The sequence below is a fragment of the Achromobacter pulmonis genome, from assembly GCF_021733725.1.
Taxonomy (GTDB): domain Bacteria; phylum Pseudomonadota; class Gammaproteobacteria; order Burkholderiales; family Burkholderiaceae_B; genus Achromobacter; species Achromobacter pulmonis.
This window is the reverse complement of sequence record NZ_JAIFOT010000001.1, coordinates 4,023,484-4,046,347: the sequence shown is the minus strand read 5'-3', so window position 1 is coordinate 4,046,347 and position 22,864 is coordinate 4,023,484. Positions and strand designations below refer to the sequence as shown.

Below are 22,864 nucleotides of genomic sequence, written 5' to 3'. Positions count from 1 at the left end.
GGCCTTGTCGCATCCGGCGCCCGCCGCGCCGTTTTCATCCTTTGAATTGATCTGGTGGTAGAGACATGGAAATCGCGAACAAGGTATTCATCGTTACCGGTGGCGCATCCGGCCTGGGCGCCGGCACCGCGCGCATGCTGGTGGCCAACGGCGCCAAGGTGGTCATCGCCGACCTGCAGGACGGCCCGGGCGAGGAACTGGCCAAGGAATTGGGCCAGCGCTACGTGCACTGCGACGTGACGCAAGAGGCCGATGGCCAGCGTGTCGTGGCCGCGGCCAAGGAACTCGGCCCGCTGTTCGGCCTGGTCAACTGCGCCGGCGTGGCGCCCGCCGCCAAGATCGTCGGCAAGAACGGCGCGCATCCGCTGGACCTGTTCCAGAAGGTCGTGTCGATCAACCTGATCGGCAGCTTCAACATGATGCGCCTGGCCGCCGAGGCCATGAGCGGCAACACGCCCGAGCCCACCGGCGAGCGCGGCGTGATGATCAACACCGCGTCGGTCGCCGCGTTCGACGGCCAGATCGGCCAGGCCGCCTACGCCGCCTCCAAGGCCGGCGTTGCCGGCATGACCCTGCCGATCGCCCGCGACCTGGCCAAGACCGGCATCCGCTGCATGACCATCGCCCCCGGCATCTTCGGCACCCCGATGATCTTCGGCATGCCGCAGGAAGTGCAGGACTCGCTGGCCGCCAGCATCCCCTTCCCCGCCCGCCTGGGCCGCCCGGAGGACTACGCCAAGCTGGTGCACAGCATCATCACCAATGACATGCTGAACGGCGAAACCATCCGCCTGGACGGCGCCATCCGCATGCCGCCTAAGTAATCGCCCGACGCCCCCTCCCCGGAGGGGGCGATGCTTTGGGCGCCGGCCTGCCGGCGCCCCTTCCTTGCAATACCCCGGGCAGGCCCGCCCGTTTTCTTCCGCTGTCACCCCATGAGCCTGTTCCGTTCGGCCGCCACCGTCAGCAGCTTCACCCTGCTGTCCCGTATTTCCGGGCTGATCCGCGACATCCTGGTGGCGCGCGCTTTCGGCGCCGGCCCCATCACCGACGCCTTCTGGGTCGCCTTCCGCATTCCCAACCTGTTGCGGCGGCTGTTCGCCGAGGGCGCCTTCGCGCAGGCCTTCGTGCCGATCCTGGGCCATGCCCGCAACAGCCGTTCCGAAGCCGAGGTCCGCACTCTGCTTGACCGGGTGGCGCTGCTGCTGACCGCGGCCCTGATGGCGGTCACGCTGGTCGGCATCATCGCCGCGCCCTGGGTGGTGTCGGCCATGGCCAGCGGCCTGCGCGGCGCGGCGCGCGATACTGAATTCGGCGCCGCCGTCTGGATGACGCGGGTGATGTTCCCCTACATCTTCTGCATGTCCCTGATCGCGTTCGCCTCGGGCGTGCTCAACACCTGGCGGCGCTTCGCGGTGCCGGCGTTCACGCCGGTGCTGCTGAACCTGTCCATGATCGCCGCCTGCCTCTGGCTGGCGCCGCGCATGGAGGTGCCGGTATACGCGCTGGCGATCGGGGTGATGGCCGGCGGCGTGGCGCAATTGGCGGTGCAATGGGTGGCGCTGGCGCGGCTGGGCCTGACGCCGCGCTTCTCGTTCGGCCTGCGCGCGGCCTGGGCCGACCCGACCGTGCAGCGCATCCTCAGACAGATGGCGCCGGCCACGCTGGGCGTGTCGGTGGCGCAAATCTCGCTGCTGATCAACACCAACATCGCCACCTGGCTCACGCCCGGCAGCGTCACCTGGCTGTCGTTCGCCGACCGCCTGATGGAATTCCCGACCGCACTGCTGGGCGTGGCCCTGGGCACGGTGCTGCTGCCCAGCCTCTCGGCGGCCCACGCCCGCGACGATCGCGGCGGCTACAGCGCGCTGCTGGATTGGGGCCTGCGGCTGGTACTGCTGCTGGGTCTGCCGGCGGCGGTGGGCATGGCGCTGCTGTCGGACGGCCTGGTGGCCACGCTATTCCATTACGGCGCGTTCTCGGCGCAGGATGTGCTGCAAACGCGGCTGGCCGTGATTTCCTATTCGGCTGGGCTGATCGGCCTGCTGGCAGTGAAGATCCTGGCGCCCGGCTTTTACGCCCGGCAGGACATCCGCACCCCCGTGAAAATCGCCATCGGCGTGCTGATCCTGACCCAATTGATGAACCTGATGCTGGTGCCGTTACTGGCGCATGCCGGCCTCGCACTGGCGATCGGACTGGGCGCCTGCCTGAACGCACTGGCCCTGCTGATCGGCTTGCGCCGCCGTGGCATCTATCTGCCCGGCAGCGGCTGGGGCCGCTTCGCGCTGCGGCTGATTCCGGCCCTGGCGGCGCTGGCGGCCCTGTTGGTCTACGCCGATGGCCGCATCGACTGGATCGGGCTGCAGGCCCACTCGGGCCTGCGCGCGCTGTGGCTCGGCGGTGTGCTGGCGGCCAGCGGCGTGGTCTACTTCGGCATGTTGTTACTATTTGGGTTCCGTCCCCGGGACTTCGGACGTCGCTCGGCCGCCTGATGTGGGGCGTTCACGCCCCAATCTCCGAAGAAAAGCCGGCTACCCGCCGGCTTTTTTTGCATTTGATTCGTCAAGAATTGACAAGCAGCCGGTAATCTTTGGTAAAAAACCTTTATTATTTACAAATTGCCATCGAAAGGACTCCCGCCTGGCTAGCCAGGCGGCGTGATGAAGTGAAGTACGCCCAAGGACAACCCATGGCGGACCAAGTGATCAATTGGTTGCTGCTGCTGCGCTCCGGTAAAGCGACAGCACAGGACTACAACGATTTCCTGGCGTGGCGCGCAGCCGATCCTCTCCATGAAAACGCCTGGCAGCAATTGACGGGCACACTGGCGGGATCGAATTTCGGCCGGTTGGGCGATGCCTATCCGGCCGGCTATGCCACGACCGCGCCGCCTCCGCAGATTCCCCCGCCGCCAGCCGCCTCGGCCGTCGGCGCGCCGCCGCGCCGGCGTTTCCTGGCCGGCTCGCTGGCGCTCGCCAGCGCCGGCGCCTGCGCCGCGTACGTGGGCAATGCCTTTTACCCCCTGAGCAACGTCGCGGCCGATGCCGCCACCGCCACCGGCGAACGCCGCCGCTACATCCTGTCGGACGGCAGCCAATTGCTGCTGGACGCGCGCAGCCGCGTCAATCTGGACTTCACGCCGGCCTACCGCCAGGTGCGGCTGCTGGACGGCGCCGTCACGGTGTCGGTGGCGCCCGATGCCCGCCGGCCGTTCCTGGTGCAGACCGCCGAAGGCACCGTGCGCGCCCTGGGCACCCGCTACATGGTGCGCCAGCAGGCCCAGCGCACGGTCGTGGTGGTGCATGAACACGAGGTCGTGGTGGAAACCATGGCCGGTGCCCATGGGATCGTGCGCGCCGGCACCGGCGCGCGCTTCGATGCCTCGCGTATCGACACCCCGCGCGCCGAGCTGATGGCCGAGGCCGCCTGGGAGTCCGGCTGGGTCGACGCCCGTGGCCGCCCCCTGGCGGAAATCGTCGCCGCCCTGCGCCCTTACCGCAGTGGCACCCTGCGCGTCTCCATGGCCGCCGGCGGCCTGCCGGTATCCGGCCATTTTCCGCTGGACGACACCGACGCCGCCCTCGAAGCGCTGCAGGACACCATGCCGATCCAGGTGCGGCGCTACACCCCGTGGTTCGTCTCGATCAACGTCGCGACCTGACCACGCCAGCTTCCTATTTACGGCACGGCGCTGTAACGAATAGCGGCTTCGTTGTATACTGAGCACCGTATTTTTATCCAGTAGGCGCAGCAGGAACGCCACTGGGTCGCAACCTGGCGTTGTTTCCTCGATGCCACAAGGTTCCGGCCTGGTTACCCCGCTCCCTGCGGAACCGCTTGCGCAGCTCCCGCAGCCCCAACGGTTTCCCCGCAGCGCCCCCCGCCCGGTTGACGGGCGCTCCATCGGCAGACACGGCATTTAAAGCTTGCAATCCCCAGGGGACTTGCTAAAATGTTCGACTTTGCCGAATTCAACTTATATAGCAACATGGCCAATACCGCCCAAGCCCGCAAGCGCGCTCGCCAATCCGTTGAGCGCAACAAGCATAATTCCAGCCTGCGCTCGATGCTGCGCACCGCCATCAAGCGCGTTCGCCAATCCATCGCCGCTGGCGACAAGGCTGCGGCTGGCGAAGTGTTCCAAAAGGCCAGCAGCGTGATCGATCGCGTGGCCGACAAGAACATCATCCACAAGAACAAGGCCGCTCGCCACAAGAGCCGCCTGGCCGCCGCCATCAAGGCGCTGGCCTAAGCCATTCTGCCGCCCCGCCACACGGGGCGTCATGAATACGGCAAATGAAGAAGGATGCCCAAGGGCATCCTTTTTTTTGCTCGCGTTTTTTTACCCGTGTTTTGCCTGTGCGCGGCCGCCTTCAATCCTGCCGCGCCGCGAGCCGGGCCAGCAGTTGCGCCGCCTCGTCGCGCAGGGTGGCGGTAAAGGGATCGACCAGCGGGTTTCTGGGGCGATGCTCGGGGAACACCAGATTGACGCGGAACGGAAATGAACGCCGCAACGGCCGCAGATGCAGGCCCCGGCCGCTGAAGTCGAGCGCGGTCAGCGGATTGACGATGGCCAGGCCCAGCCCCTGGCGCACGAACGCGCACACCGACACCGCCGTCGGCGTTTCGATGATGGAACGCCGCAACACCCCCTGCGCCGCGAACGCCTCGTCGATCTGGATACGGTAGGGATCGCTGGGCGACAGGCTGACGAACGGCTCGCCGGAGAAATCCGCCAGGTCGAGCGCCTGCCGCGCCAGCAGCGGGTGGCCATCGGGCAGCACGGCAACTTCGTCCACTTCGATCAGCAATGCCAGCCGGGTGCCGGCCGGCGCCAGCTCGTGTTCGGTCAGCCCCAGGTCATAGCGCTGGGCCGTGAGCCACTCCTCCAGGAACGGCGATTCCTGCGCCTCCAATGCCAGACTCACGCCCGGGTGCGCCTGGCTGAACCGGCGGAACGCGCCCGGCAGCAGCGAATGCGAGAACGCAGGCAACGCAATCACGGCCAACTGGCCGCCCTGAAAGGCGCGCAAGCGGGCCGCCGTGGACGCGACCCGCTCCAGCCCGGCATACGACTGCCGCACTTCGTCATACAGCGCCAGGGCAGGCATGGTGGGCCGCAAGCGGCCGCGCACGCGTTCGAACAGGTCAAAGCCGATAGCCTGTTCCATGCGCGCCAGTTCACGGCTGACCGTGGGCTGCGAGGTGAACAGCAGTTCGGCGGCCTTGGTGACGCTGCCGGTGATCATCAGCGCGCGGAAGACCTCGATATGCCGGTGGGTCAACATGCCAAATCCATATCAGCAATGAATAGATATCGAAAATCCAGGCATTTTACTGGATGACATGATTGGGGCATGATCGCGGCCTGATTTCCATTTTTTCCACCCGCTTGCCCCATAAGGTTTCGTTCAGATGGCTTTCGATCCGCGCCAGCTCACCCAACTCGCCGCCGAGCACGGCACCCCGCTGTGGGTCTACGATGCCGCCGTGATCCGCGAGCGCATCGCGCAGCTGCGCCGTTTCGACGTGATCCGCTACGCGCAGAAAGCCTGCTCCAACCTGCACATCCTGCGCCTGATGCGCGCCGAGGGCGTGATGGTGGACGCGGTGTCGCAGGGCGAGATCGAGCGCAGCCTGGCAGCCGGCTTCGAGCCCGCGGGCGAGCCGGCCGGCGTGGTGTTCACCGCCGACCTGATCGACCACGCCACGATGGCCCTGGTGATCAAGCACGGCATCACCGTCAATGCCGGTTCGCTCGATATGCTCGAACGGGTCGGCCAGCAGGCGCCGGGCCACCGCGTATGGCTGCGCATCAACCCGGGCTTCGGTCACGGCCACAGCAACAAGACCAATACCGGCGGCCCGCAAAGCAAGCACGGCATCTGGATCGACGACGTCGCCGAGGCCATCGCCATCGTGCGCCGCCATGGCCTGAAGCTGGTCGGCATCCACATGCACATCGGTTCGGGCGTGGACTATGGCCACCTGTCCAGCGTGTGCGATGCGATGGTCGATGTGGTCGCCTCGCTGGACCATGACATCGAGGCGATCTCGGCGGGCGGCGGCCTGTCGATTCCGTACCGCGAGGGCGAGCCGCGCATCGACTGCGACCACTACTTCGAGCAATGGGACGCGGCCCGCAAGCGCATCGAACAGCGCCTGGGCCATGCCGTGCGGCTCGAAATCGAACCCGGCCGCTTCCTGGTGGCCGAGGCCGGCGCGCTGGTGGCCGAAGTGCATGCGATCAACCGCCGCCCCGAGCGCGACTTCGCGCTGGTCGACGCCGGCTTCAACGACCTGATGCGACCGGCCATGTACGGCAGCTATCACCGCATCTCGGTGCATGCGCCGGACGGCGCCACGCCGCCGACGGCCACGGCCCGCATCGCGGTGGCCGGTCCGTTGTGCGAATCGGGGGATGTGTTCACGCAGGATGCCGGCGGCGTGGTCTCCGACCAGCCGCTGCCGCGGCCGCGCATCGGCGACTTCCTGGTCTTGCATAACGCCGGCGCTTATGGCGCGTCGATGTCCTCGAACTACAACACCCGGCCGCTGGCGGCCGAGGTGCTGCTGGACGGCAACGCGGCCCGCCTGATCCGCCGCCGCCAGACGGTGGCCGACCTGCTGGCGCTGGAGCAATAAGGCGCGGCGCTCGGCCGCGGCGCGGGTCGTGGCCGAGCCATCACCACGGACTCAGGTGGGAAAGGCCTCGCGCAAAGCGAAGGTGGCCTGCTTGAACACGCCCAGGTCGGTGCCGACCGCGACGAAGTGCATGCCCATGTCCAGGTAGCGCCGCGCGTCCGTCGGCACCGGCGCCAGGATGCCCACCGCCTTGCCCTGCGCGCTGACGCGCTGGTAGAGGTGCCGGATCGCTTCCTGCACTTCCGGATGCCCGGGATTGCCCAGATGACCCAGGGCCGCGGCCAGGTCCGACGGACCGATGAAAACCCCGTCCACGCCCTCGACCGCCGCGATCTCATCGACCGCCTCGATACCCGCGCGGCTCTCGATCTGCAGCAGCACGCAAATATTGTCGTTGATGGTCTTGAGGTAGTCCGGCACCGTGCCGTAGCGGTTGCTGCGCTGCATGCCGGCCACGCCGCGCATGCCCTGCGGCGGATAGCGCGTCGCGGCCACGGCGCGGCGCGCGTCGTCCTCGGATTCGATGAAAGGGATCAGCAGGTTGTAGAAACCGATATCGAGCAGGCGCTTGATCTCGACCGGATCATTCCAGGTCGGCCGGCCGATGGCGGCGCTGGCGCTGCCCTGCAGGGCCTGCAGTTGCTGCAGGAACATCGGCACGGTGTTGGGCGAATGCTCGCCATCCAGCAGCAGCCAGTCAAAGTCGGCCAGGCCCGCCAGTTCGGCGGTGATGTGGCTGGACATGCACATCCAGAAACCGATCAGGCGTTCGCGCGCCAGGATGCGTTGGCGAAAGCGGTTGGGCAAGGGTGAAGTCATTGCTGCGTGTTTCCCATCTGATGAAGCCCCGGCGCCGCCCGGCGCGCGGGGTGTGTTGCCACTCCGTGGTCAGTCCATGCGGGCGCCGGAGGCCTTGACCGCCCCGCCCCACTTGCTGATTTCGGATTGGACGAAGGCCGCGAACGCCTTGGGATCGTTGCCGACCACCACGAAGCCCACGCTCTCCAGCTTCTGCCGGATATCCGGTGAGGCCAGGGCCTTGACGGTGGCCTGGTTCAGCCGCTGGATGATGGCCGGCGGCGTCTTGGCGGGCGCGGACAGGCCGAACCAGGATTCGGCGGCGAAGCCCGGATAGCCGGACTCCGCCACCGTGGGCGTGTCCGGATAGGCCGGATTGCGCTTGGCGCTGGCCACCGCCAGGGCCCGCAGCTTGCCGGACTTGACCTGCGGCAGCAGCGTATCCTGGTTCAGGAACATCACCGACACGCGCCCGCCGATCATGTCGGTAATGGCCGCCGCGCCGCCCTTGTAGGGCACGTGCACCAGATCGATCTTGGCGGCCTGCTCGAGCATCTCCATGGCCAGGTGACCGGACGAGCCGTTGCCCGAACTGGCATGGGTGTACTTGCCGGGATTGGCGCGCACCAGCTTGATGAAGTCGGCGAAGTTGGTGGCCGGGAAGTCCATGTTGGCCACCAACACGTTGGGGCCGGTGGCCAGCAGCGAGATGTGGGCGAAGTCGCTGTCGCGGTACGGCATGCTCTGGTAGAGCGAATAGCTGATGGCGTTCGACCCCACGCCCGAGAGCAACAGCGTATAGCCATCGGGCTCGGCCTTGGCCACCACGTCGGAACCGATGTTGCCATTGGCGCCGCCCTTGTTCTCCACCACCACGCTCTGGCCCAGCTCCTTGGACAGTTCGGCAGCCAAAAGGCGCCCGACCGCGTCGGTGCTGCCGCCGGCCGGGAACGGCACGATCAGCTTGACCGGCCGCGTCGGCCAGTCCTGGGCCAGCAGCAACCCCGGGGCCACTGCGGCGGCCGCGCCCAGTGCGATCGCGGCCAGTCCCAGCCGGCGGCGCGCCGGCGATGTCTTGTGTTGCATGGTTGTCTCCTTGTCGTGTTTTTCTAATGCTTGCCGCCCGGTGACCGGGTCGGTGGATGACCGCGCGGCTTGCGCCGCCCGGCGGGGAAACCCTCATTGCCGCCTGGCGGCGCGCTCAATCCAGCAGATACGGCACCTCGGCGCGCTGGCAGATTTCGCGCAGGCGGGAAGCCAGGGCGGCAGGAATCGGGATGCCGTCGATGCGGCGCCGCGCCCGCTCGGCGGCCTCGGGCTCGCCGGCCACCAGCACCGGCTCGTCGGGCCGCGCGGGCGGCGTGTCGTGCAAAGTGTCGATCAGGTCGTCCATGTCCGACTCGAACGAACCGCTGGCGCGGAACGCATCGGGGTTCAGCGCCAGGAAGAAATGGCCGACATCGTCCGGTTCGCCCGGCCGCCGCGTGACGTTGCGCCGCGCCGCCAGCGCGCTGCCGCTGAGCGTGCCGCCCAGGATCTGCGCCATCATCGCCAAGCCATAACCCTTGTGGCTGCTCATCGCCGCCGTGCCGCCCAGCGGCGTCAGGCCACCCTCGGGATGCTTGAAGATGTACTGCATGGCGGCATCGGCCGCGGTGACCGGTTCGCCCTGCCCGTCCACCGCCCAGCCCGGCGGCAGCGGCTTGCCAAGGAAGTCGTAGACCTTGACCTTGTTGGCCGCCACGGTGGTGGTGGCCATGTCGAGCACGAACGGCTCGTTGTGCGCGGCCGGCGCGCCGAAGGCAATCGGATTGGTGCCGAGCATGGGCATGGCCCCGCGCGTGGGCACCATGATGACGCCGTTGGCGCTGCTGGTCACCAGCCCGACCACGCCGCGCTCGACCGCGATGCGCGCATAAACGCCGGCCGCGCCGAAGTGATGCGAATTGCAGACCGACACCGCGCCCACGCCATGCTCCAGCGCCTTGTCGACGGCCAGGTTCATGGCCTGCGCCGCTACCGGATAGCCCAGTCCGCCCATGCCATCCAGCAACGCGCTGGCGCCGCCGTCGCGCACCAGGCGCGGCCGCGCGTCGAGCCTGAGCGTGCCGGCGCGCAGTTTTTCCTCGTACGACGGCAGCATCGAGATGCCGTGCGAATCGATGCCCAGCAGATCCGTCTCGGCCATCAGGCCGGCGGTGATGGCCGCCAGGTCGGGCGCCATGCCCCAGGCCTGCAACACGATCAGAATCTGCTCACGCACCTGCCCCGCCGATGCCGCTGTCCCTGCCAAACCCTTGCCTTGCACGCGCTGTCTCCTGCTGTTGTCGGTGTGCCATCCGTGGGCGCTGCGCGGGCCGGTCAATCGCGTTCGCGGTCGACCAGCCGGTGGCGCGCCTGCCCCAGGTGGAATTGCATGGCGACCCGGGCGCGCTCGCCATCCTGCGCGCGGATCGCGTCGAGAATGGTGGCATGCTCGTCCAGGACGCGCTGGGCGCGCTGGCGCGACCCGGTGCGGGTCAGGTTGAGCGTCAGGCGCATGAAGCCGTGGATGGACTCGTGGATGCTTTCCAACACCCCGAGATAGAAGTCGTTGCCGGTGGCCTCGGTGATGCTGGCGTGGAACGCCAGGTCGGCCTCGGCCGACATCTGGCCGCGCGCCAGGCTGTCGGCGAACGCGGCGTGCGCGGCCTCGATCTTGTGCAGTTGCTCATCGGTGCGGCGCAGCGCCGCCAGCCGCGCGGCGTCGCCTTCCAGCGCCACGCGCAGTTCCTGCGCGCGCAGGTAGGCGCCGACGTTGCCGACGTCGCTGAAGGCGGTCAGGCGCGGCGCCGGCTGGTGGCTGACGAAGGTGCCCAGGCCCTGGTGCGCGGTGATGAGGCCATCGGCGCGCAGCCGCAGCAGCGCTTCGCGCACCACCGGCCGCGACACGCCGAAGCGTTCGCAAATCTCGTTCTCGGAAGGCAGCTTGTCGCCGACGTTGAGCTTGCCGGCGACGATCTGCTCGAAGATCTGACCGTACAACTGGTCGGCCAGCCGCACACGGTGGCCGCGCTCCAGCACCAGCGCGCCCATGGCGTCCGGCTCGGCGGACGCGGCTGGCGCGGACGGAGGCGATGCTTTGGGTCGGACCACGAATTCTCCTGGGACGTATCGGCAGCGCTCATCGTACCGTCAATGCCGCGCGCGCGGCCATCAGGCCGCGACGGCTTCGCGATCCCAGGCCGCCAGGGCGCGCGCGACCGGCGCCACGCGCTCGCGCTCGGCGCTGGAGAGGCCTGTCAACAGCGGCAGCATCGGTCCCATGTCGGCCACGCCGGACAGGGTGACGGCGTCGTGCAGCACGCGAATCGGGCTGATCGCGTCACGGCAATCCTCCAGGCCCAGGTAATGCACGCGCACCGCCTCGGCCTCGTCGTAGCGGCCTTCCTTGAGCCATTGCAGCAGTTGCATCGAGCCGCGCGGGGCCACGCAGACCGAGCCGGAGGTGAAGCTCTTCAGGCCGAAATCGCGGTAGTGGACGATGGCCGGGCGTTCGCCGATGCCGCTGACCACGCGATTGGCATCCACGCTTTGCAGCAACGCCGCCAGGTAGGCATCGCGCGCCGGGTCCTCGCGCACCACGGCATACTTGAACGCGACGATGCGGCCTTCCTCGACCAGCCGCGCCGCGGTGGCCGGCGCCAGGTAATCGGCCGACTTGATGTAGACCACCGCGGGCTTGCCCAGCGCGTCGGTAAAGCGGCGCACGCCCTCGGCCAGGCCGGCGTCGGTGCAGGGAAACGACATCGGCAACAGCATGGCCGTCGGAAACGCGCGGCTGCACAGCAGCGCTGCCTGGTCCATCATCTTGCCGAAATCCGGGCCGACCGAAGGCAGGACCCAGGTGTCCGGCCCGGCCAGCGATGCCAGCAAGTCGACGATGCGCGCGTACTCGCCCACGCCGACGTTGTAGAAGTTGGCATTGCCGCCGTACATCACGTTGCGCACCCCGCCCGCTTCCAGGTGCCGCAGCAGGGCCTGGTTGGCGGCTTCGTTCAGCGACAGGTCGGCATGGCGCGCCAGCGGGGGCACCGCGATGACGGAACGCTGCAGGTCCTGGACGGTGACCGGGGAGGTTTTCATGGCGGGGCTCCTGGCGGATTCCCGGGCGGAAATCCAGTTGTTAGATGAGTAGCTTGTAAAAAGTATACTTGGTTGACAAGTAGTCCCTCAATACCTATATTCGTTTCACAAGTCATCGGCATCACGACGGCAAGGCGCGACAGACGCCGGCAGCATTCAGTCCCGGGCCTCGGGCCCGGCGGGAACACCCCACAAACGATGCGCGGCCACGCGCACACGAGGAGACGACTTCCATGCTTGCAGCCCCTTTTCGCGGCCGTCTGGCCCTTGCCGCCTGTCTGGCCGCCGCGGCCCTGCTGCCGGCCGCGGCCCAGGCCGGCGCCGGCTACCCGGCGCGCGACGTCAAGATCATCGTGCCGTTCCCCGCCGGCGGCACCGCCGATATCGCCGCGCGCGTGGTGGCGGCCGAGCTGGGCAAGGCCTGGGGCAAGGCGGTCGTGGTGGACAACAAGGCGGGCGCAGGCGGCAACGTCGGCACCGCCGAAGCGGCGCGCGCCAAGCCCGACGGCTACACCCTGCTCATGGGCACCGTCAGCACCCACGCCATCAACCCATCCGTCTACGCCAAGCTGCCCTACGATCCGGTCAAGGACTTCACGCCGGTGACGCTGGTGATCCCGGTGCCGAACGTGCTGGAACTGAATCCCGCCTTCGCCGACAAACACGGCATCCGCAACGTGGCGGACCTGATCAAGTACCTGAAGGCCAACCCCGGCAGCGTCAATATGGCCTCGACCGGCAACGGCACTTCGACGCATCTGTCGGGCGAGCTGTTCCAGACCATGACCGGCACCCGCATGACGCACGTGCCCTACAAGGGCAGCAGCCCGGCGCTGACCGACGTGATGGCGGGCTCGGCCGACCTGATCTTCGACAACCTGCCGTCGTCGATGGGCTTCATCAAGGGCGGCAAGCTGCGGCCGCTGGCGGTCACCACCACCGCGCGCTCGCCGGCGCTGCCGGACGTGCCGACGATGGCCGAGGCCGGCGTGCAAGGCTACGAGGCTTCCAGCTGGTTCGGCCTGCTGGCGCCTGCCGGCACGTCGCAGGAGATCGTCGACAAGATCCAGCGTGATGTCGCCGCGGCGCTGCGGCAGGCGCCCGTGCGCGCGCAATTGCAGGCCCAGGGCGCGACGCCGTCAGGCAATACGCCGGCACAGTTCACCCAGTTCATGGCGCGGGAAACCGTCAAATGGGCCGCGGTCGTGAAGCAATCGGGCGCCAAGGTCGACTGACCGGCGCCGGCCAGGACCCGGCCGTCACGCGTGGACACCGGGTTCTTCATCATCACGCGAACCAGGAGACACCATGAACCCATCGCTACGCGCGCTCGCGCTGGCCGCCGTCGCGCTGCTTGCCGGACCGGCGGCACACGCCGCCGGCTATCCCGCCAAACCCGTTACCCTGATCGTGCCGTTCGTGCCGGGTGGCTCGTCCGACATCACCGCGCGCAGCGTCACGCCCGGGCTGACCGCGGCCCTGGGCCAGACCTTCGTGGTCGAGAACAAACCGGGCGCCAACAGCGCCATCGGCGCGCAGGCACTGGCCCGCGCCACCGCCGACGGCTACACCATGATGGTCGGCTCGATCGGCACCTTCGCCATCAACGAAGCGCTGTACAAGAACCTTTCGTACAACCCCAGCAAGGACTTCGAATACCTGACCCAGGCGGTGCGCAACCCCAACGTGCTGGTGGCCTCGCCTGGGTTCCCTGCCACCACCGTGGCCGAACTGGTCGAGTATGCCAGGAAGAACCCCGGCAAGGTGTCGTACGCCTCATCCGGCACGGGCTCGTCCGACCACCTGTCGGCCGTGCTGTTCCGCCAGCGCACCCAGACCACGGGCGTGGACGTGCCCTATCGGGGTGGCGGCGCCGCCATCGCCGATCTGATCGGCGGCCAGGTCAATGTGTCGTTCCAGAACCTGGGCGCGGTGCAGACCCACATCAAGGCCGGCAAGCTCAAGGCCCTGGCCATCACCGGCGACAAGCGCGCGCCGGACCTGCCGGACGTGCCCACGCTGGCCGAGGCTGGCATCAAGGACATGGTGGTGTATTCATGGCAGGGCTTCGCGGTGCCCAAGGGCACGCCGCCGGAGGTGGCGCAGAAGCTGGCCAAGGCATTGCAGGCCGCCTTGCGCGAGCCGCGCACCGAGAAGACGCTGCAGGGGCTGGGCTTCGAGGTGGTGGCCAATACGCCGCAGCAATTCACCGCGTTCCAGCAGGCCGAGGTCAAACGCTGGAAGGATGTGATCCAGAAAGCCAACATCCAGCTGGAATGAGCCCACGCGGCGGCGCGGCCCGCGGTTGGCCGCGCCCCGCTCAGCCGGATTCAAGGCCGGATCAAGTAGCATGAAGGTTTCGCCACCCACCTGTACGACAACATGACCACCAAGCATCGCATCATCCAGGTCGGCTCGCTGGCCGGCTCGCCCTCCGCCAACCAGCGCCTCGCGGAGCGCTACGACGTCATCGAGCTGTGGAAGCAGCCGGACCGCAAGGCCGCCCTGGCCGAACTCGGCAAGGGCGTCACCGCCATCGTCACCTCGGCCAACTTCGGCGCCAACGCCGAACTGATCAACGCCCTGCCCGACCTGAAGGCCATCTGCAGCTGGGGCGTGGGCTACGAGACCATCGACGTGCAGGCGGCGCAGGCGCGCGGCGTGCAGGTCAGCAACACGCCGGATGTACTGACCGATTGCGTGGCGGACCTGGCCTGGGGCCTGATGATCGCCGGCGCCCGCCGCATGGGCCAGGGCGAACGCTTCGTGCGCGCCGGCCAGTGGGGCCAGGTGCATGGCAGCATTCCGCTGGGCCAGCGCGTCAGCGGCAAGAAGCTCGGCATCGTCGGCCTGGGCCGTATCGGCGAAGCCATCGCCCGCCGCGGCATCGGCTTCGACATGCAGGTGCGCTATCACAACCGCCGCCGGCGCGACGATGTCGACTACGGCTACGAGGCCGCGCTGACCGACCTGGCGGCCTGGGCCGATTTCCTGGTCGTGGCCACCGTGGGCGGGCCGGCCACGCGCCACCTGGTCAACCGCGAGGTGCTGGAAGCGCTCGGTCCGCGCGGCATCATCGTCAACATCGCGCGCGGCCCGGTCATCGACGAGGCCGCGCTGGTGGCCGCGCTCGAGGCCGGCAAGCTCGGCTGCGCCGCGCTCGACGTGTTCGAACACGAACCCAAGGTGCCCGAGGCCCTGATCAAGAGCGACCAGGCGGTGCTGCTGCCGCACATCGGCAGCGCCACGCTGGAAACACGCCAGGCCATGGAAGACCTGATGCTGGAGAACCTGGCGGCGTATTTCGACACCGGCCGCGTGATCACGCCGGTGGCGTGACACGGACGGCACCAACGAAAAAGCCTCTCGGCGCCCATACCGAGAGGCTTTCGACTTCCAGGCCCGAAGACCCGTCCGCCGTGCAAAGGAACTGCGGGATCTTGCGATCCGGTACCGCGTGAACTGCCTTACTTCGCGGGCGCCGTGGCGGTACCCGATTTGCCCATCTTGGCGGTGCCCGATTTCTCGGTGCCGTGCTTGGCGGACATCTTGTCGGACTTGTGATGCTTGTGCTGGGCCTGGGCCTTGCTCTCGCCCGACTTGGTCGTGGCATCGGCGCCCGCCGCGAACGCCGACGGCGCGGCAGCCAGACCGAGGCACAAGGCCGAAGTGGACAGGAACGCAGCGATACGGGAGTGAGTCGTCATTGCATGTACTCCTAATGGTGAAGACCGGGGGTCGCCCCCTGGCCTTGCCGACACGGGGCGGCAACATCGCCGCAAAACCCGTACTCCGTTGGAACCCCGTGACCGCTGAAGGTTCAGCGCCGGACGCGGAATTTTCGCGCCCTTTCCAGCGTTAACGCTTCGTCATGAAATCGTGACAATCGCCGCGCGGGCGGCAACGTTCAGCTTTCGAATATCAGCAGCGCCACGGTGGCGAACAGCATCGCCGCGAAGCACGCTCTCAGCTTGCGTTCAGGCAGGCGGTAGGCCAGGCGCACCCCCACCGGCACGAACAGCAGGCTGCCCGCGGCCAGCGGCAGCCCCACCAACCAGGCGGCCTGCCCGGCCCAGCTGTACGTCACCAGCGCCACCGCCGAGCCCGGAATCACCATGCACAGCGCCAGCGCCTGCGCGCTGGTCTGCGGCAGCCTGAATACCGAGGTGATGATGGGCACCGCCAGCACCGCGCCGCCCACGCCGAAAAAGCCGCCCAGCGTGCCGCACAGCACCCCGAGCAGGGTCGCGCGACGCGGCGTGAACACCGGCGCGGCGCGGTCTGCCGGCCTGGCCGCATGCCGCGCCCGCCCGGCACGCCAGGTCTGCCAGGCATAGAACAGCGCGATGAAAAACAGGAAGACGGCGAAGCTCAGGCGCAGCACGCCGGAATCGATGCCCAGCGCCAGGCGCGCGCCGACCCAGGTGAACACCACGGCGCCGGCCGCCCCGGCCAGCGCGACACGGCGGTCGATACGGGTCTGCTGGTTGTACTTGCGCACCGCCATCATGATGGTGGGCAGCACCATGATCAGGGCGGTCCCCTGCGCCAGCTGCTGCGACATGCCCATCAACAGCACCAGCGCCGGAATCGCGATCAGGCCGCCACCGATGCCCAGCACGCCCCCCATGAAGCCAATGAGGCACCCCGCGCCCAGGCACAGGGCAATCAGCAACAGACTCATGTGGCGCGTCCTTCAGCGCAGCTTGTCGAGGGCGGCATCGAGCCGGTCCACCGCCCAGATCTCCAGCCCTTCGATGGGCTGGCGCGGCGCGTTGGCCTTGGGAATCAGCGCGATCGAGAACCCCAGCTTGGCGGCTTCGCGCAGGCGCTCCTGGCCGCGCGGCGCGGGCCGGATCTCGCCCGCCAGGCCGACTTCGCCGAAGGCGATCAGGCCGCGCGGCAGGGGCCGGTCGCGCAACGAGGACATGATGGCCAGCAGCACCGGCAGGTCGGCCGCCGGTTCGGTGATGCGCACCCCGCCCACGGCGTTGACGAATACGTCCTGGTCGAAGGTCGAGACACCGGCGTGGCGGTGCAGCACCGCCAGCAGCATCGCCAGGCGGTTGCCCTCCAGGCCGACCGTCAGGCGGCGCGGGTTGGGCGCGTGCGAGCTGTCCACCAGCGCCTGGATCTCGACCAGCAGCGGGCGCGTGCCCTCCTGGGTGGCCATCACGCAGGAGCCGGCCACCTGCTGCTCATGCTGCGACAGGAACAGCGCCGAGGGGTTGGCCACGCCGCGCAGGCCGCGGTCGGTCATGGCGAACACGCCCAGCTCGTTGACCGCGCCAAAACGGTTCTTGAACGCGCGCACCAGGCGGAACGACGAGTGCGTGTCACCTTCGAAATACAGCACCGTGTCGACGATGTGTTCGAGCACGCGCGGGCCGGCCAGCGCGCCGTCCTTGGTGACGTGGCCGATCATGACGATGGCGATGCCGGTCTGCTTGGCCAGCCGCGTCAGCTGCGCGGCGCATTCGCGCACCTGCGACACCGAGCCGGGCGCGGCGGTCAGCTCGCCGCTATAGAGGGTCTGGATCGAGTCGATCACGGCCACGCTGGGCTTCTGCTCGGACACCGCCGCCTGGATCGCCTCCAGGCGGATTTCCGCCAGCAGGTTGACGTTGCCGGTCTGCAGGCCCAGCCGGCGCGCGCGCAGCGCGACCTGCTCGGCCGACTCTTCGCCGGTGACATACAGGACGTTGGTGCTTTCCGACAAGGACGCCAGCGCCTGCAACAGCAGGGTCGACTTGCCGATTCCCGGATCGCCGCCGATCAGCACCACGGCGCCGGCCACCAGGCCACCGCCCAGCACGCGATCGAATTCATCCAGTCCGGTGGGCGTGCGAGGGGTTTCGCGCGCCTCGATCTCCGACAGGCTGCGCACCGGGCTGCTGGAGGCCAGCGGCGCGTAGCGGTGCGAGGCCGCCGCGGCCGGCGTGGCCGATTCAATGGTTTCTTCGAGGGTGTTCCAGGCATTGCAGTGCGGACACTTGCCTTGCCACTTCGGGGTGGTGCCGCCGCAGTCAGCGCACACGTATACGGTTCGGGTCTTGGCCATGGGCGCAAGTTTACCGGCACAAGCCAGGCCGCGGGGCCGCCGGACGTCTGCACGGCGCGTCGGCGCGGACACACGTTGCCCCGTCCTGGTGCGCTTTGCTTTCAATCCCCTTGCGTAAACAGGGACGTCTCGCAATCCCCCCCTGCAGACATAAGAAATTCGCTGGCGGATTTCTGCAATACGCGCATAATCATCGCGTGATGCGTCATGCCGGGCCGACGGTCCCGGGTGTCCTGTCTGGCGCGGCGCGCCAGGGCGGGCGGCCGGGAATAGCGGCACATTGCAAGACGCTTGGGCCACCTGTGGCCACCTGAACCGGAACACGATCCGATCCTGCACGAGACCGCCGGACCACCGGCGCGGCACAGGCCCGGGTCAAACGCGGATACGCCTTGCCACCAGGCGTATGCGTGAGGAGTACGCGCATGAGCATTGCCTATCGCCCCCCCTTCGACGAAGACGACGAACTGGATTTGCGCGCCTTGTATCGCAAGCCCAGGGCCGGCGGCAGCCCCGAACTGGACGCGGCCGTGCGCCGCACCTGGCACCCCGGCCACAGTTGGCACCCGGGCTGGGCCGCCGCCGCCTGCGCGGCGTTGGTGGCCGGGCTGTTCGCCTGGACCAACATGCGCGAAAACGCCGAGATGGCCGACATCACGCCGCAACTGACGGTGTCCCAGGAAGCGCCCGTCATCCACATCGAACGCGGCCCGGCGCCGCGCCCCGCGCCGACCGAAGCGCCCGCGCCGCGGTCGACGCCGGCGACAGTGCAAAGGGCCGCCGACGTCACCGGCGCCATTCCGGCCGGCCTTCCCGCCGCGCAGCAGGCCTCCGACGCGGCGGCGCAAGGCGCCCCGGCCGAACAAGCCAGCACCGAACCCGTCGCCTTCAGCGAGCAGGACATCGAGGCCCGCATCGCGCACATCCGCGCCTTGATGCAGGACGACCAGCAGGAAGACGCCGTGGCCGCGCTGCGCGAACTGCAGCAGGGCGCGCCCGACCTGGCGCTGCCCGACGACCTGCAGGAACTGGCGCAGCAGAACCCGGCTTCCTGACCCCTTTTTCTCTTCCGTTCCGTTCGCCGCCAGGCCCGCGCCCGTCGCGGGCCTGGACCTTCGTATCCCTGGGCATTCAACAGAAATAGAACGGCTTCTTGCTAACATAGCCGCCATGAGTCCGAGCTTCCACCACCGCAATCTTCCCCATCTGCTGCTTTACGCGCGCGAAACCCTGATGGCGCATTTCCGGCCGATCCTGCACGCCGCCGGCGTCACCGAGCAGCAATGGCGCGTATTGCGCACATTGAGCGAAGTGGGCGCCATGGAGCCCAACCAGATCGCCCGCAGCTGCCAGATCCTCAGCCCCAGCCTGACGCGCATGCTGGCCGGCATGGAAGAACAGGGCCTGATCAAGCGGGCGCGGTCGAACGCCGACCAGCGCCGCCAGGAGATTTCCCTGACGCCCAAGAGCAATAGGCTGATCGACCGCATGCGCCCCCAGGTGGACGCCAAGTACCAGGAAATCCAAGACCGCATCGGCAAGGAATTGCTCGATCGCCTGTACACCGATGTCGACACCATGGTCGACCTGATCAAGCGCGAAGCCGCGACCGAATGAATCAGTCCGGCACGGGCAGGATCGCGTTGATCTGCCCCGTGCCCGAACTGGTGAAGTAGTCCGTGACGATCTCGGCCGGCCGGTCGTAGGCGTCCCAACCCAGCAGCCCCAACAGCATCGCGGTGTCGTGCATGCCGCCCTCGCCCACGCACAGGTCGGCGTATTCCGGCAGCATGGCGCAGAAGGTCTTCCAGTCACCCTGGCGCCACAGGTCCACCACCCGCAGGTCGACCTGGCGGTAGAACTCGCGGCTGATCCGGTGCATGGCAGCCTCCGGACTGCCGTTGTCGTTGAAGCGGTGCGACAGCGAACCACTGGCCAGCACCGCGACGCGGCGGTCGCTCTGCTCAATGGCCTGGCGCAGCGCCGCGCCAAAGCGGCGGCTGTCATCCAGCGCGTGCCAGGCGCACCAGGCCGCCACCGACACCACCTTGAAGCGGTCGTCGCCATTCATGTAGCGCATCGGCACCAGGGTGCCGTACTCCAGTTCCAGGCTGGCAATTTCGTGCGCGCGCGTGGCCACGCCAGCGGCGCTGGCGCATTCGGCGATCCGCCGGCCCAGCGCCGGATCGCCGCGATAGGCATAGTCCATATCCTTGATGAAGTGCGGCAGCTCGTTGCTGGTGTAGCGGCCGGCGAAGCGTTCATGGCAGTTGACGTGATAGCCGGCGTTCACCAGCCAGTGCACGTCCAGCACCACCAGCGTGTCCACGTCCAGGTCGCGGCAGCGCTGGCCGATGACGCGATGGCCCTGGATCGCGGCCTCGCGGCAGCCATGATGGCGGCCCGGCATTTCGGATAGGTACATGGACGGCACATGCGTTACCTTGGCCGCCAGCGCGAGCTTGCCCATGATGCGTATCTCCTTGTTGTCGTGCCGGACCGCGTTCAGGCGCCCCACTTCGGAATGGGGTGGCTGCCCATCGAGACGCAGACGTTCTTGATCTCGGCGAACACCTCGTAGCTGTACTCGCCGCCCTCGCGGCCGGTACCGGATTCCTTGGTGCCGCCGAACGGCTGGCGCAGGTCGCGCACGTTCTGGCTATTGATGAATACCATACCGGCCTCGATGCCGCGCGCCAGCCGGTGGGCGCGGCCGATATCGCGGGTCCAAATGTAGGAAGCCAGGCCGTACTTGACGTCGTTGGCCAGCGCCAGCCCGTGGGCCTCGTCCTTGAACGGAATCAGGCAGGCGACCGGGCCGAAGATCTCTTCCTGGGCGCAGCGCATGCGGTTATCGACGTCGGCCAGCACCGTGGGCCGCACGAAGTTGCCGCCGGCCAGGTGCGCCGGCAGGCCTTGCGGCGCGTCGGCGCCGCCCGCCAGGATGCGCGCGCCCTCTTCCCCGGCCAGGCGGATGTAGCCGGTGACCTTCTCCCAGTGCTGGCGCGTGATCATCGCGCCCACATGGGTCGCCGCGTCGGCCGGGTCGCCCACCGCCAGGCGATTGGCGCGCTCGGCGAAGCGGCGCACGAAATCATCGTAGATCGATTCCTGCACGAAGATGCGCGAACCCGCGGTGCAGCGCTCGCCGTTGAGCGAGAAGATGGTGAACAACGCCGCGTCCAGCGCACGCTCGACGTCGGCGTCGTCGAACACCAGCACCGGCGACTTGCCGCCCAGTTCCATCGAGAACTTCTTGATGCCACCCGCGTTCGCCATGATCTTCTTGCCGGTGACGGTGCCGCCCGTGAACGAGATCGCGCGCACGCCGGGATGGCGCACCAGCGCGTCGCCGGCGGTGCCGCCGTAGCCTTGCACCACGTTGAGCACGCCGGGCGGAATACCCGCCTCCAGCGCCAGCAGGCCGAGCTGGTCGGCCGTCAGCGGCGACAGTTCCGACATCTTCAGCACGGCGGTGTTGCCCAGCGCCAGGCAGGGCGCGGTCTTCCAGGTCGCGGTCATGAAGGGCACGTTCCACGGCGACACCAGGGCGCACACGCCGACCGGCTGGTACAGCGTGTAGTTCAGCATCTGGTCGTCCACCGGGTAGGTGTGGCCATTCATGTGGGTGCAGACTTCGGCGAAGAAGGTGAAGTTCTCGGCGGCGCGCGGGATCAGCTGCTTGCGCGTCTGCGAGATCGGCAGGCCGGTGTCGCGGGTTTCCAGTTCGGCCAGCTGCGGCACGTTGCGGTCGATCAGTTCGCCCAGGCGGCGCATCAGCCGCGCGCGTTCCTTGGCGGGCGTGCCGGCCCAGCCGGGGAAGGCCGCGGCCGCGGCGGCCACGGCGGCGTCGATCTCGGCCTGGCCGCCGGCGGCCACTTCGTCGATGGCCTCGCCGGTGGCCGGGTTGAAGGTGGTGAAGCGGTCGGCGCTGTCGACCTGTTTGCCGTTGATCCAGTGCTTGATGCTCACGTGCGTCTCCTCGCCGTTGGCGGACGGCCGACGCCGATGCGGCGGGCGGCCTGACAATTTAGTTAACCTGTTAACTTTATGCGTCGACGGCAACGCTGTCAACGGCGGACAACCCCTGTCACGCGGGACACGCCAGCGATTGCCGCGGGCTGGCTTTTTCACTATGATAATTAACATGCTAACAATATGCGGAGAAGCGCGGGTCGCGCGTCTGTCATGCCACATATCTGGATTGAGTACTCCGCCAACCTGGACCTGGACACCCGCGCCCTGATGCGCGCGGTGCAGGACGCCGCTGTCGGCGATGGCAGCCTGTATCCGCTGGCCGGCGCGCGCACCCGCGCCGTGCGGGTGGACGACTACCTGATCGCCGACGGCCATCCCGACAACGCCTTCGTGCACGTGCTGCTGCGCATCGGCCACGGCCGCAGCGCCGCGCAGCAGGCGGCATTGGGAGAGCGCACCTTCCAGGCCCTGCGCGACGCGCTGGCGCAGGAAATGGCGCGCCGGCCGCTGGGCCTGTCGCTGCAGGTCGAGCAAGCCGACCCGGTGCTCAACTACAAGCACAGCAACTACCGCGACTACCTGGCGGCGCGCGCCGCCGCGTTGCCGCGCACGGTGGCGGGCGCCGCGCTCAATACACGCCAGGCGCTGGCCGCGCTGGGCGAAGCCGTCAACGCACCGCCCTACCAGGCCGCGCCGCGCGCGCCCGTGCTCTACATCAAGCCGGCCAATACCTATGCCGCCGACGGCGATGCCATCACGCTACCGGCCGACGTGCCCGAGGTGCGCATCGGCGCCACCCTGGGCATCGTGTTCGGCCGGCGCGCCAGCCGCGTCAGCGAAGCCGAGGCGCTGAGCCATGTGGCCGGCTATCGCGTGGTGGCCGACCTGTCGGCGCCGCACGACAGCTATTTCCGCCCCGCGCTCAAGCAGCAGTGCCGCGACGGCTTCTGCCCGATCGGCCGCGAACTGGCGCCCGTCGCGGCGGTGCCCGAGCCGGACGCGCTCGCCATCGAGACCTGGATCGACGGCGCACTGGCGCAGCGCGCCAGCACCGCCGACCTGGTACGGCCGGTGGCCCGGCTGATCGCCGACGTCACCGCGTTCATGCGCTTCGAGCCGGGCGACATCCTGCTGGCCGGGGCGCGCGCCGACGCGCCGCTGGCACGCGCCGGCCAACGCTACGAGATCCGCATCGCCGGGGTCGGCACGCTCGGCAACATGCTTATCGCCAGCGCCTGAAGCGCCCCACGGAAC

The 22,864-nt window shown here is 68.3% G+C and carries 22 protein-coding genes; 11 read left to right on the top strand and 11 right to left on the bottom strand.

The genetic code is table 11. The features are described from left to right. The first annotated feature begins 65 nt into the window (after positions 1-65). The 4 genes from K2W61_RS18645 (at position 66) to rpsT (ending at position 4,255) form a co-directional block, all read left to right on the top strand. Positions 66-824 carry a 3-hydroxyacyl-CoA dehydrogenase gene (locus K2W61_RS18645; RefSeq protein WP_175133969.1) on the top strand — a complete coding sequence of 253 codons (759 nt, stop codon included), beginning with the start codon at positions 66-68 and terminating at the stop codon, positions 822-824. Positions 825-935: 111 nt separating this feature from the next. Then, a complete protein-coding gene (gene murJ, locus K2W61_RS18640; protein ID WP_236756300.1) occupies positions 936-2,495 on the top strand; it encodes a murein biosynthesis integral membrane protein MurJ in 1,560 nt (519 codons plus the stop codon). A 197-nt stretch (positions 2,496-2,692) separates the two neighbouring features. After that, positions 2,693-3,664 (top strand): FecR domain-containing protein, encoded by a 972-nt coding sequence (locus tag K2W61_RS18635; RefSeq protein WP_175140604.1) that lies wholly within the window; start codon positions 2,693-2,695, stop codon positions 3,662-3,664. 327 nt (positions 3,665-3,991) lie between these two features. Then, entirely contained in the window at positions 3,992-4,255 is a 264-nt protein-coding gene (rpsT, locus tag K2W61_RS18630) for a 30S ribosomal protein S20 (RefSeq protein ID WP_006396042.1), read from the top strand. A gap of 121 nt (positions 4,256-4,376) precedes the next feature. Here the strand turns inward: rpsT and K2W61_RS18625 are convergent, their stop codons facing one another. Then, positions 4,377-5,291, bottom strand: a complete 915-nt coding sequence (locus K2W61_RS18625; protein WP_175133966.1) for a LysR family transcriptional regulator — start codon at positions 5,289-5,291, stop codon at positions 4,377-4,379. A gap of 127 nt (positions 5,292-5,418) precedes the next feature. On the opposite strand from K2W61_RS18625, the gene lysA reads away from it, so the two are divergent. Beyond that, a complete protein-coding gene (gene lysA, locus K2W61_RS18620) occupies positions 5,419-6,648 on the top strand; it encodes a diaminopimelate decarboxylase (RefSeq protein ID WP_175133965.1) in 1,230 nt (409 codons plus the stop codon). A gap of 51 nt (positions 6,649-6,699) precedes the next feature. Here lysA and garL read toward each other — a convergent pair whose 3' ends face one another. The 5 genes from garL to K2W61_RS18595 all read right to left on the bottom strand — a co-directional run bounded on the left by garL (position 6,700) and on the right by K2W61_RS18595 (position 11,571). Next, positions 6,700-7,467 (bottom strand): 2-dehydro-3-deoxyglucarate aldolase, encoded by a 768-nt coding sequence (garL, locus tag K2W61_RS18615; RefSeq protein ID WP_175133964.1) that lies wholly within the window; start codon positions 7,465-7,467, stop codon positions 6,700-6,702. 69 nt (positions 7,468-7,536) lie between these two features. After that, positions 7,537-8,532, bottom strand: a complete 996-nt coding sequence (locus K2W61_RS18610) for a Bug family tripartite tricarboxylate transporter substrate binding protein (protein WP_236756299.1) — start codon at positions 8,530-8,532, stop codon at positions 7,537-7,539. Between the two features lie 115 nt (positions 8,533-8,647). Next, the gene (locus K2W61_RS18605) at positions 8,648-9,754 is read right to left on the bottom strand and encodes an Ldh family oxidoreductase (RefSeq protein WP_336885398.1); all 1,107 of its coding nucleotides are present in this window, start codon (positions 9,752-9,754) and stop codon (positions 8,648-8,650) included. Between the two features lie 53 nt (positions 9,755-9,807). Beyond that, on the bottom strand, positions 9,808-10,521 hold the full coding sequence (locus K2W61_RS18600) for a FadR/GntR family transcriptional regulator (RefSeq protein ID WP_175133988.1): 714 nt from the start codon (positions 10,519-10,521) through the stop codon (positions 9,808-9,810). Between the two features lie 120 nt (positions 10,522-10,641). Continuing rightward, positions 10,642-11,571, bottom strand: a complete 930-nt coding sequence (locus K2W61_RS18595; protein ID WP_236756298.1) for a dihydrodipicolinate synthase family protein — start codon at positions 11,569-11,571, stop codon at positions 10,642-10,644. A 233-nt stretch (positions 11,572-11,804) separates the two neighbouring features. On the opposite strand from K2W61_RS18595, the gene K2W61_RS18590 reads away from it, so the two are divergent. The 3 genes from K2W61_RS18590 (at position 11,805) to K2W61_RS18580 (ending at position 14,910) form a co-directional block, all read left to right on the top strand. Beyond that, positions 11,805-12,806, top strand: a complete 1,002-nt coding sequence (locus K2W61_RS18590; protein WP_175133961.1) for a tripartite tricarboxylate transporter substrate binding protein — start codon at positions 11,805-11,807, stop codon at positions 12,804-12,806. 73 nt (positions 12,807-12,879) lie between these two features. After that, positions 12,880-13,851: a Bug family tripartite tricarboxylate transporter substrate binding protein gene (locus K2W61_RS18585; RefSeq protein ID WP_236756297.1), complete on the top strand. Its 972-nt coding sequence runs from the start codon at positions 12,880-12,882 to the stop codon at positions 13,849-13,851. Between the two features lie 102 nt (positions 13,852-13,953). Beyond that, positions 13,954-14,910, top strand: coding sequence for a 2-hydroxyacid dehydrogenase (locus K2W61_RS18580; protein WP_175133959.1), 957 nt, complete (start codon positions 13,954-13,956; stop codon positions 14,908-14,910). A 128-nt stretch (positions 14,911-15,038) separates the two neighbouring features. Here K2W61_RS18580 and K2W61_RS18575 read toward each other — a convergent pair whose 3' ends face one another. The 3 genes from K2W61_RS18575 to radA form a co-directional block, all read right to left on the bottom strand. Beyond that, positions 15,039-15,278: a hypothetical protein gene (locus tag K2W61_RS18575; protein WP_236756295.1), complete on the bottom strand. Its 240-nt coding sequence runs from the start codon at positions 15,276-15,278 to the stop codon at positions 15,039-15,041. Positions 15,279-15,478: 200 nt separating this feature from the next. Further along, positions 15,479-16,255 carry a sulfite exporter TauE/SafE family protein gene (locus K2W61_RS18570; protein ID WP_175140599.1) on the bottom strand — a complete coding sequence of 259 codons (777 nt, stop codon included), beginning with the start codon at positions 16,253-16,255 and terminating at the stop codon, positions 15,479-15,481. A gap of 12 nt (positions 16,256-16,267) precedes the next feature. After that, positions 16,268-17,632 (bottom strand): DNA repair protein RadA, encoded by a 1,365-nt coding sequence (gene radA / locus K2W61_RS18565; protein WP_175133956.1) that lies wholly within the window; start codon positions 17,630-17,632, stop codon positions 16,268-16,270. 425 nt (positions 17,633-18,057) lie between these two features. Between radA and K2W61_RS18560 the strand changes: the two genes are divergently transcribed. Both K2W61_RS18560 and hpaR read left to right on the top strand, forming a co-directional pair. After that, positions 18,058-18,687 carry a hypothetical protein gene (locus tag K2W61_RS18560; RefSeq protein WP_236756293.1) on the top strand — a complete coding sequence of 210 codons (630 nt, stop codon included), beginning with the start codon at positions 18,058-18,060 and terminating at the stop codon, positions 18,685-18,687. A gap of 115 nt (positions 18,688-18,802) precedes the next feature. Continuing rightward, the gene (hpaR, locus tag K2W61_RS18555; protein ID WP_236756291.1) at positions 18,803-19,249 is read left to right on the top strand and encodes a homoprotocatechuate degradation operon regulator HpaR; all 447 of its coding nucleotides are present in this window, start codon (positions 18,803-18,805) and stop codon (positions 19,247-19,249) included. A 1-nt stretch (position 19,250) separates the two neighbouring features. Here the strand turns inward: hpaR and hpaD are convergent, their stop codons facing one another. Beyond that, a complete protein-coding gene (hpaD, locus tag K2W61_RS18550; protein WP_175133953.1) occupies positions 19,251-20,102 on the bottom strand; it encodes a 3,4-dihydroxyphenylacetate 2,3-dioxygenase in 852 nt (283 codons plus the stop codon). A 35-nt stretch (positions 20,103-20,137) separates the two neighbouring features. Then, positions 20,138-21,604 carry a 5-carboxymethyl-2-hydroxymuconate semialdehyde dehydrogenase gene (hpaE, locus tag K2W61_RS18545; protein ID WP_236756289.1) on the bottom strand — a complete coding sequence of 489 codons (1,467 nt, stop codon included), beginning with the start codon at positions 21,602-21,604 and terminating at the stop codon, positions 20,138-20,140. A 216-nt stretch (positions 21,605-21,820) separates the two neighbouring features. Between hpaE and K2W61_RS18540 the strand changes: the two genes are divergently transcribed. After that, positions 21,821-22,849: a fumarylacetoacetate hydrolase family protein gene (locus tag K2W61_RS18540; RefSeq protein ID WP_175133951.1), complete on the top strand. Its 1,029-nt coding sequence runs from the start codon at positions 21,821-21,823 to the stop codon at positions 22,847-22,849. The last annotated feature ends 15 nt before the right edge of the window (positions 22,850-22,864 follow it).

Excerpts from the sequence above, each read along its gene's own strand:
- hpaR (WP_236756291.1), top strand. The coding sequence starts at position 18,803 with ATGAGTCCGAGCTTCCACCACCGCAATCTTCCCCATCTGCTGCTTTAC.
- K2W61_RS18585 (WP_236756297.1), top strand. The coding sequence starts at position 12,880 with ATGAACCCATCGCTACGCGCGCTCGCGCTGGCCGCCGTCGCGCTGCTT.
- K2W61_RS18590 (WP_175133961.1), top strand. The coding sequence starts at position 11,805 with ATGCTTGCAGCCCCTTTTCGCGGCCGTCTGGCCCTTGCCGCCTGTCTG.
- K2W61_RS18595 (WP_236756298.1), bottom strand. The coding sequence starts at position 11,571 with ATGAAAACCTCCCCGGTCACCGTCCAGGACCTGCAGCGTTCCGTCATC.
- K2W61_RS18575 (WP_236756295.1), bottom strand. The coding sequence starts at position 15,278 with ATGACGACTCACTCCCGTATCGCTGCGTTCCTGTCCACTTCGGCCTTG.
- K2W61_RS18625 (WP_175133966.1), bottom strand. The coding sequence starts at position 5,291 with ATGTTGACCCACCGGCATATCGAGGTCTTCCGCGCGCTGATGATCACC.
- K2W61_RS18645 (WP_175133969.1), top strand. The coding sequence starts at position 66 with ATGGAAATCGCGAACAAGGTATTCATCGTTACCGGTGGCGCATCCGGC.
- K2W61_RS18540 (WP_175133951.1), top strand. The coding sequence starts at position 21,821 with ATGCCACATATCTGGATTGAGTACTCCGCCAACCTGGACCTGGACACC.
- radA (WP_175133956.1), bottom strand. The coding sequence starts at position 17,632 with ATGGCCAAGACCCGAACCGTATACGTGTGCGCTGACTGCGGCGGCACC.
- K2W61_RS18580 (WP_175133959.1), top strand. The coding sequence starts at position 13,954 with ATGACCACCAAGCATCGCATCATCCAGGTCGGCTCGCTGGCCGGCTCG.
- K2W61_RS18635 (WP_175140604.1), top strand. The coding sequence starts at position 2,693 with ATGGCGGACCAAGTGATCAATTGGTTGCTGCTGCTGCGCTCCGGTAAA.
- K2W61_RS18570 (WP_175140599.1), bottom strand. The coding sequence starts at position 16,255 with ATGAGTCTGTTGCTGATTGCCCTGTGCCTGGGCGCGGGGTGCCTCATT.
- rpsT (WP_006396042.1), top strand. The coding sequence starts at position 3,992 with ATGGCCAATACCGCCCAAGCCCGCAAGCGCGCTCGCCAATCCGTTGAG.
- murJ (WP_236756300.1), top strand. The coding sequence starts at position 936 with ATGAGCCTGTTCCGTTCGGCCGCCACCGTCAGCAGCTTCACCCTGCTG.
- hpaD (WP_175133953.1), bottom strand. The coding sequence starts at position 20,102 with ATGGGCAAGCTCGCGCTGGCGGCCAAGGTAACGCATGTGCCGTCCATG.
- K2W61_RS18560 (WP_236756293.1), top strand. The coding sequence starts at position 18,058 with ATGAGCATTGCCTATCGCCCCCCCTTCGACGAAGACGACGAACTGGAT.
- K2W61_RS18600 (WP_175133988.1), bottom strand. The coding sequence starts at position 10,521 with ATGGGCGCGCTGGTGCTGGAGCGCGGCCACCGTGTGCGGCTGGCCGAC.
- lysA (WP_175133965.1), top strand. The coding sequence starts at position 5,419 with ATGGCTTTCGATCCGCGCCAGCTCACCCAACTCGCCGCCGAGCACGGC.
- garL (WP_175133964.1), bottom strand. The coding sequence starts at position 7,467 with ATGACTTCACCCTTGCCCAACCGCTTTCGCCAACGCATCCTGGCGCGC.
- K2W61_RS18610 (WP_236756299.1), bottom strand. The coding sequence starts at position 8,532 with ATGCAACACAAGACATCGCCGGCGCGCCGCCGGCTGGGACTGGCCGCG.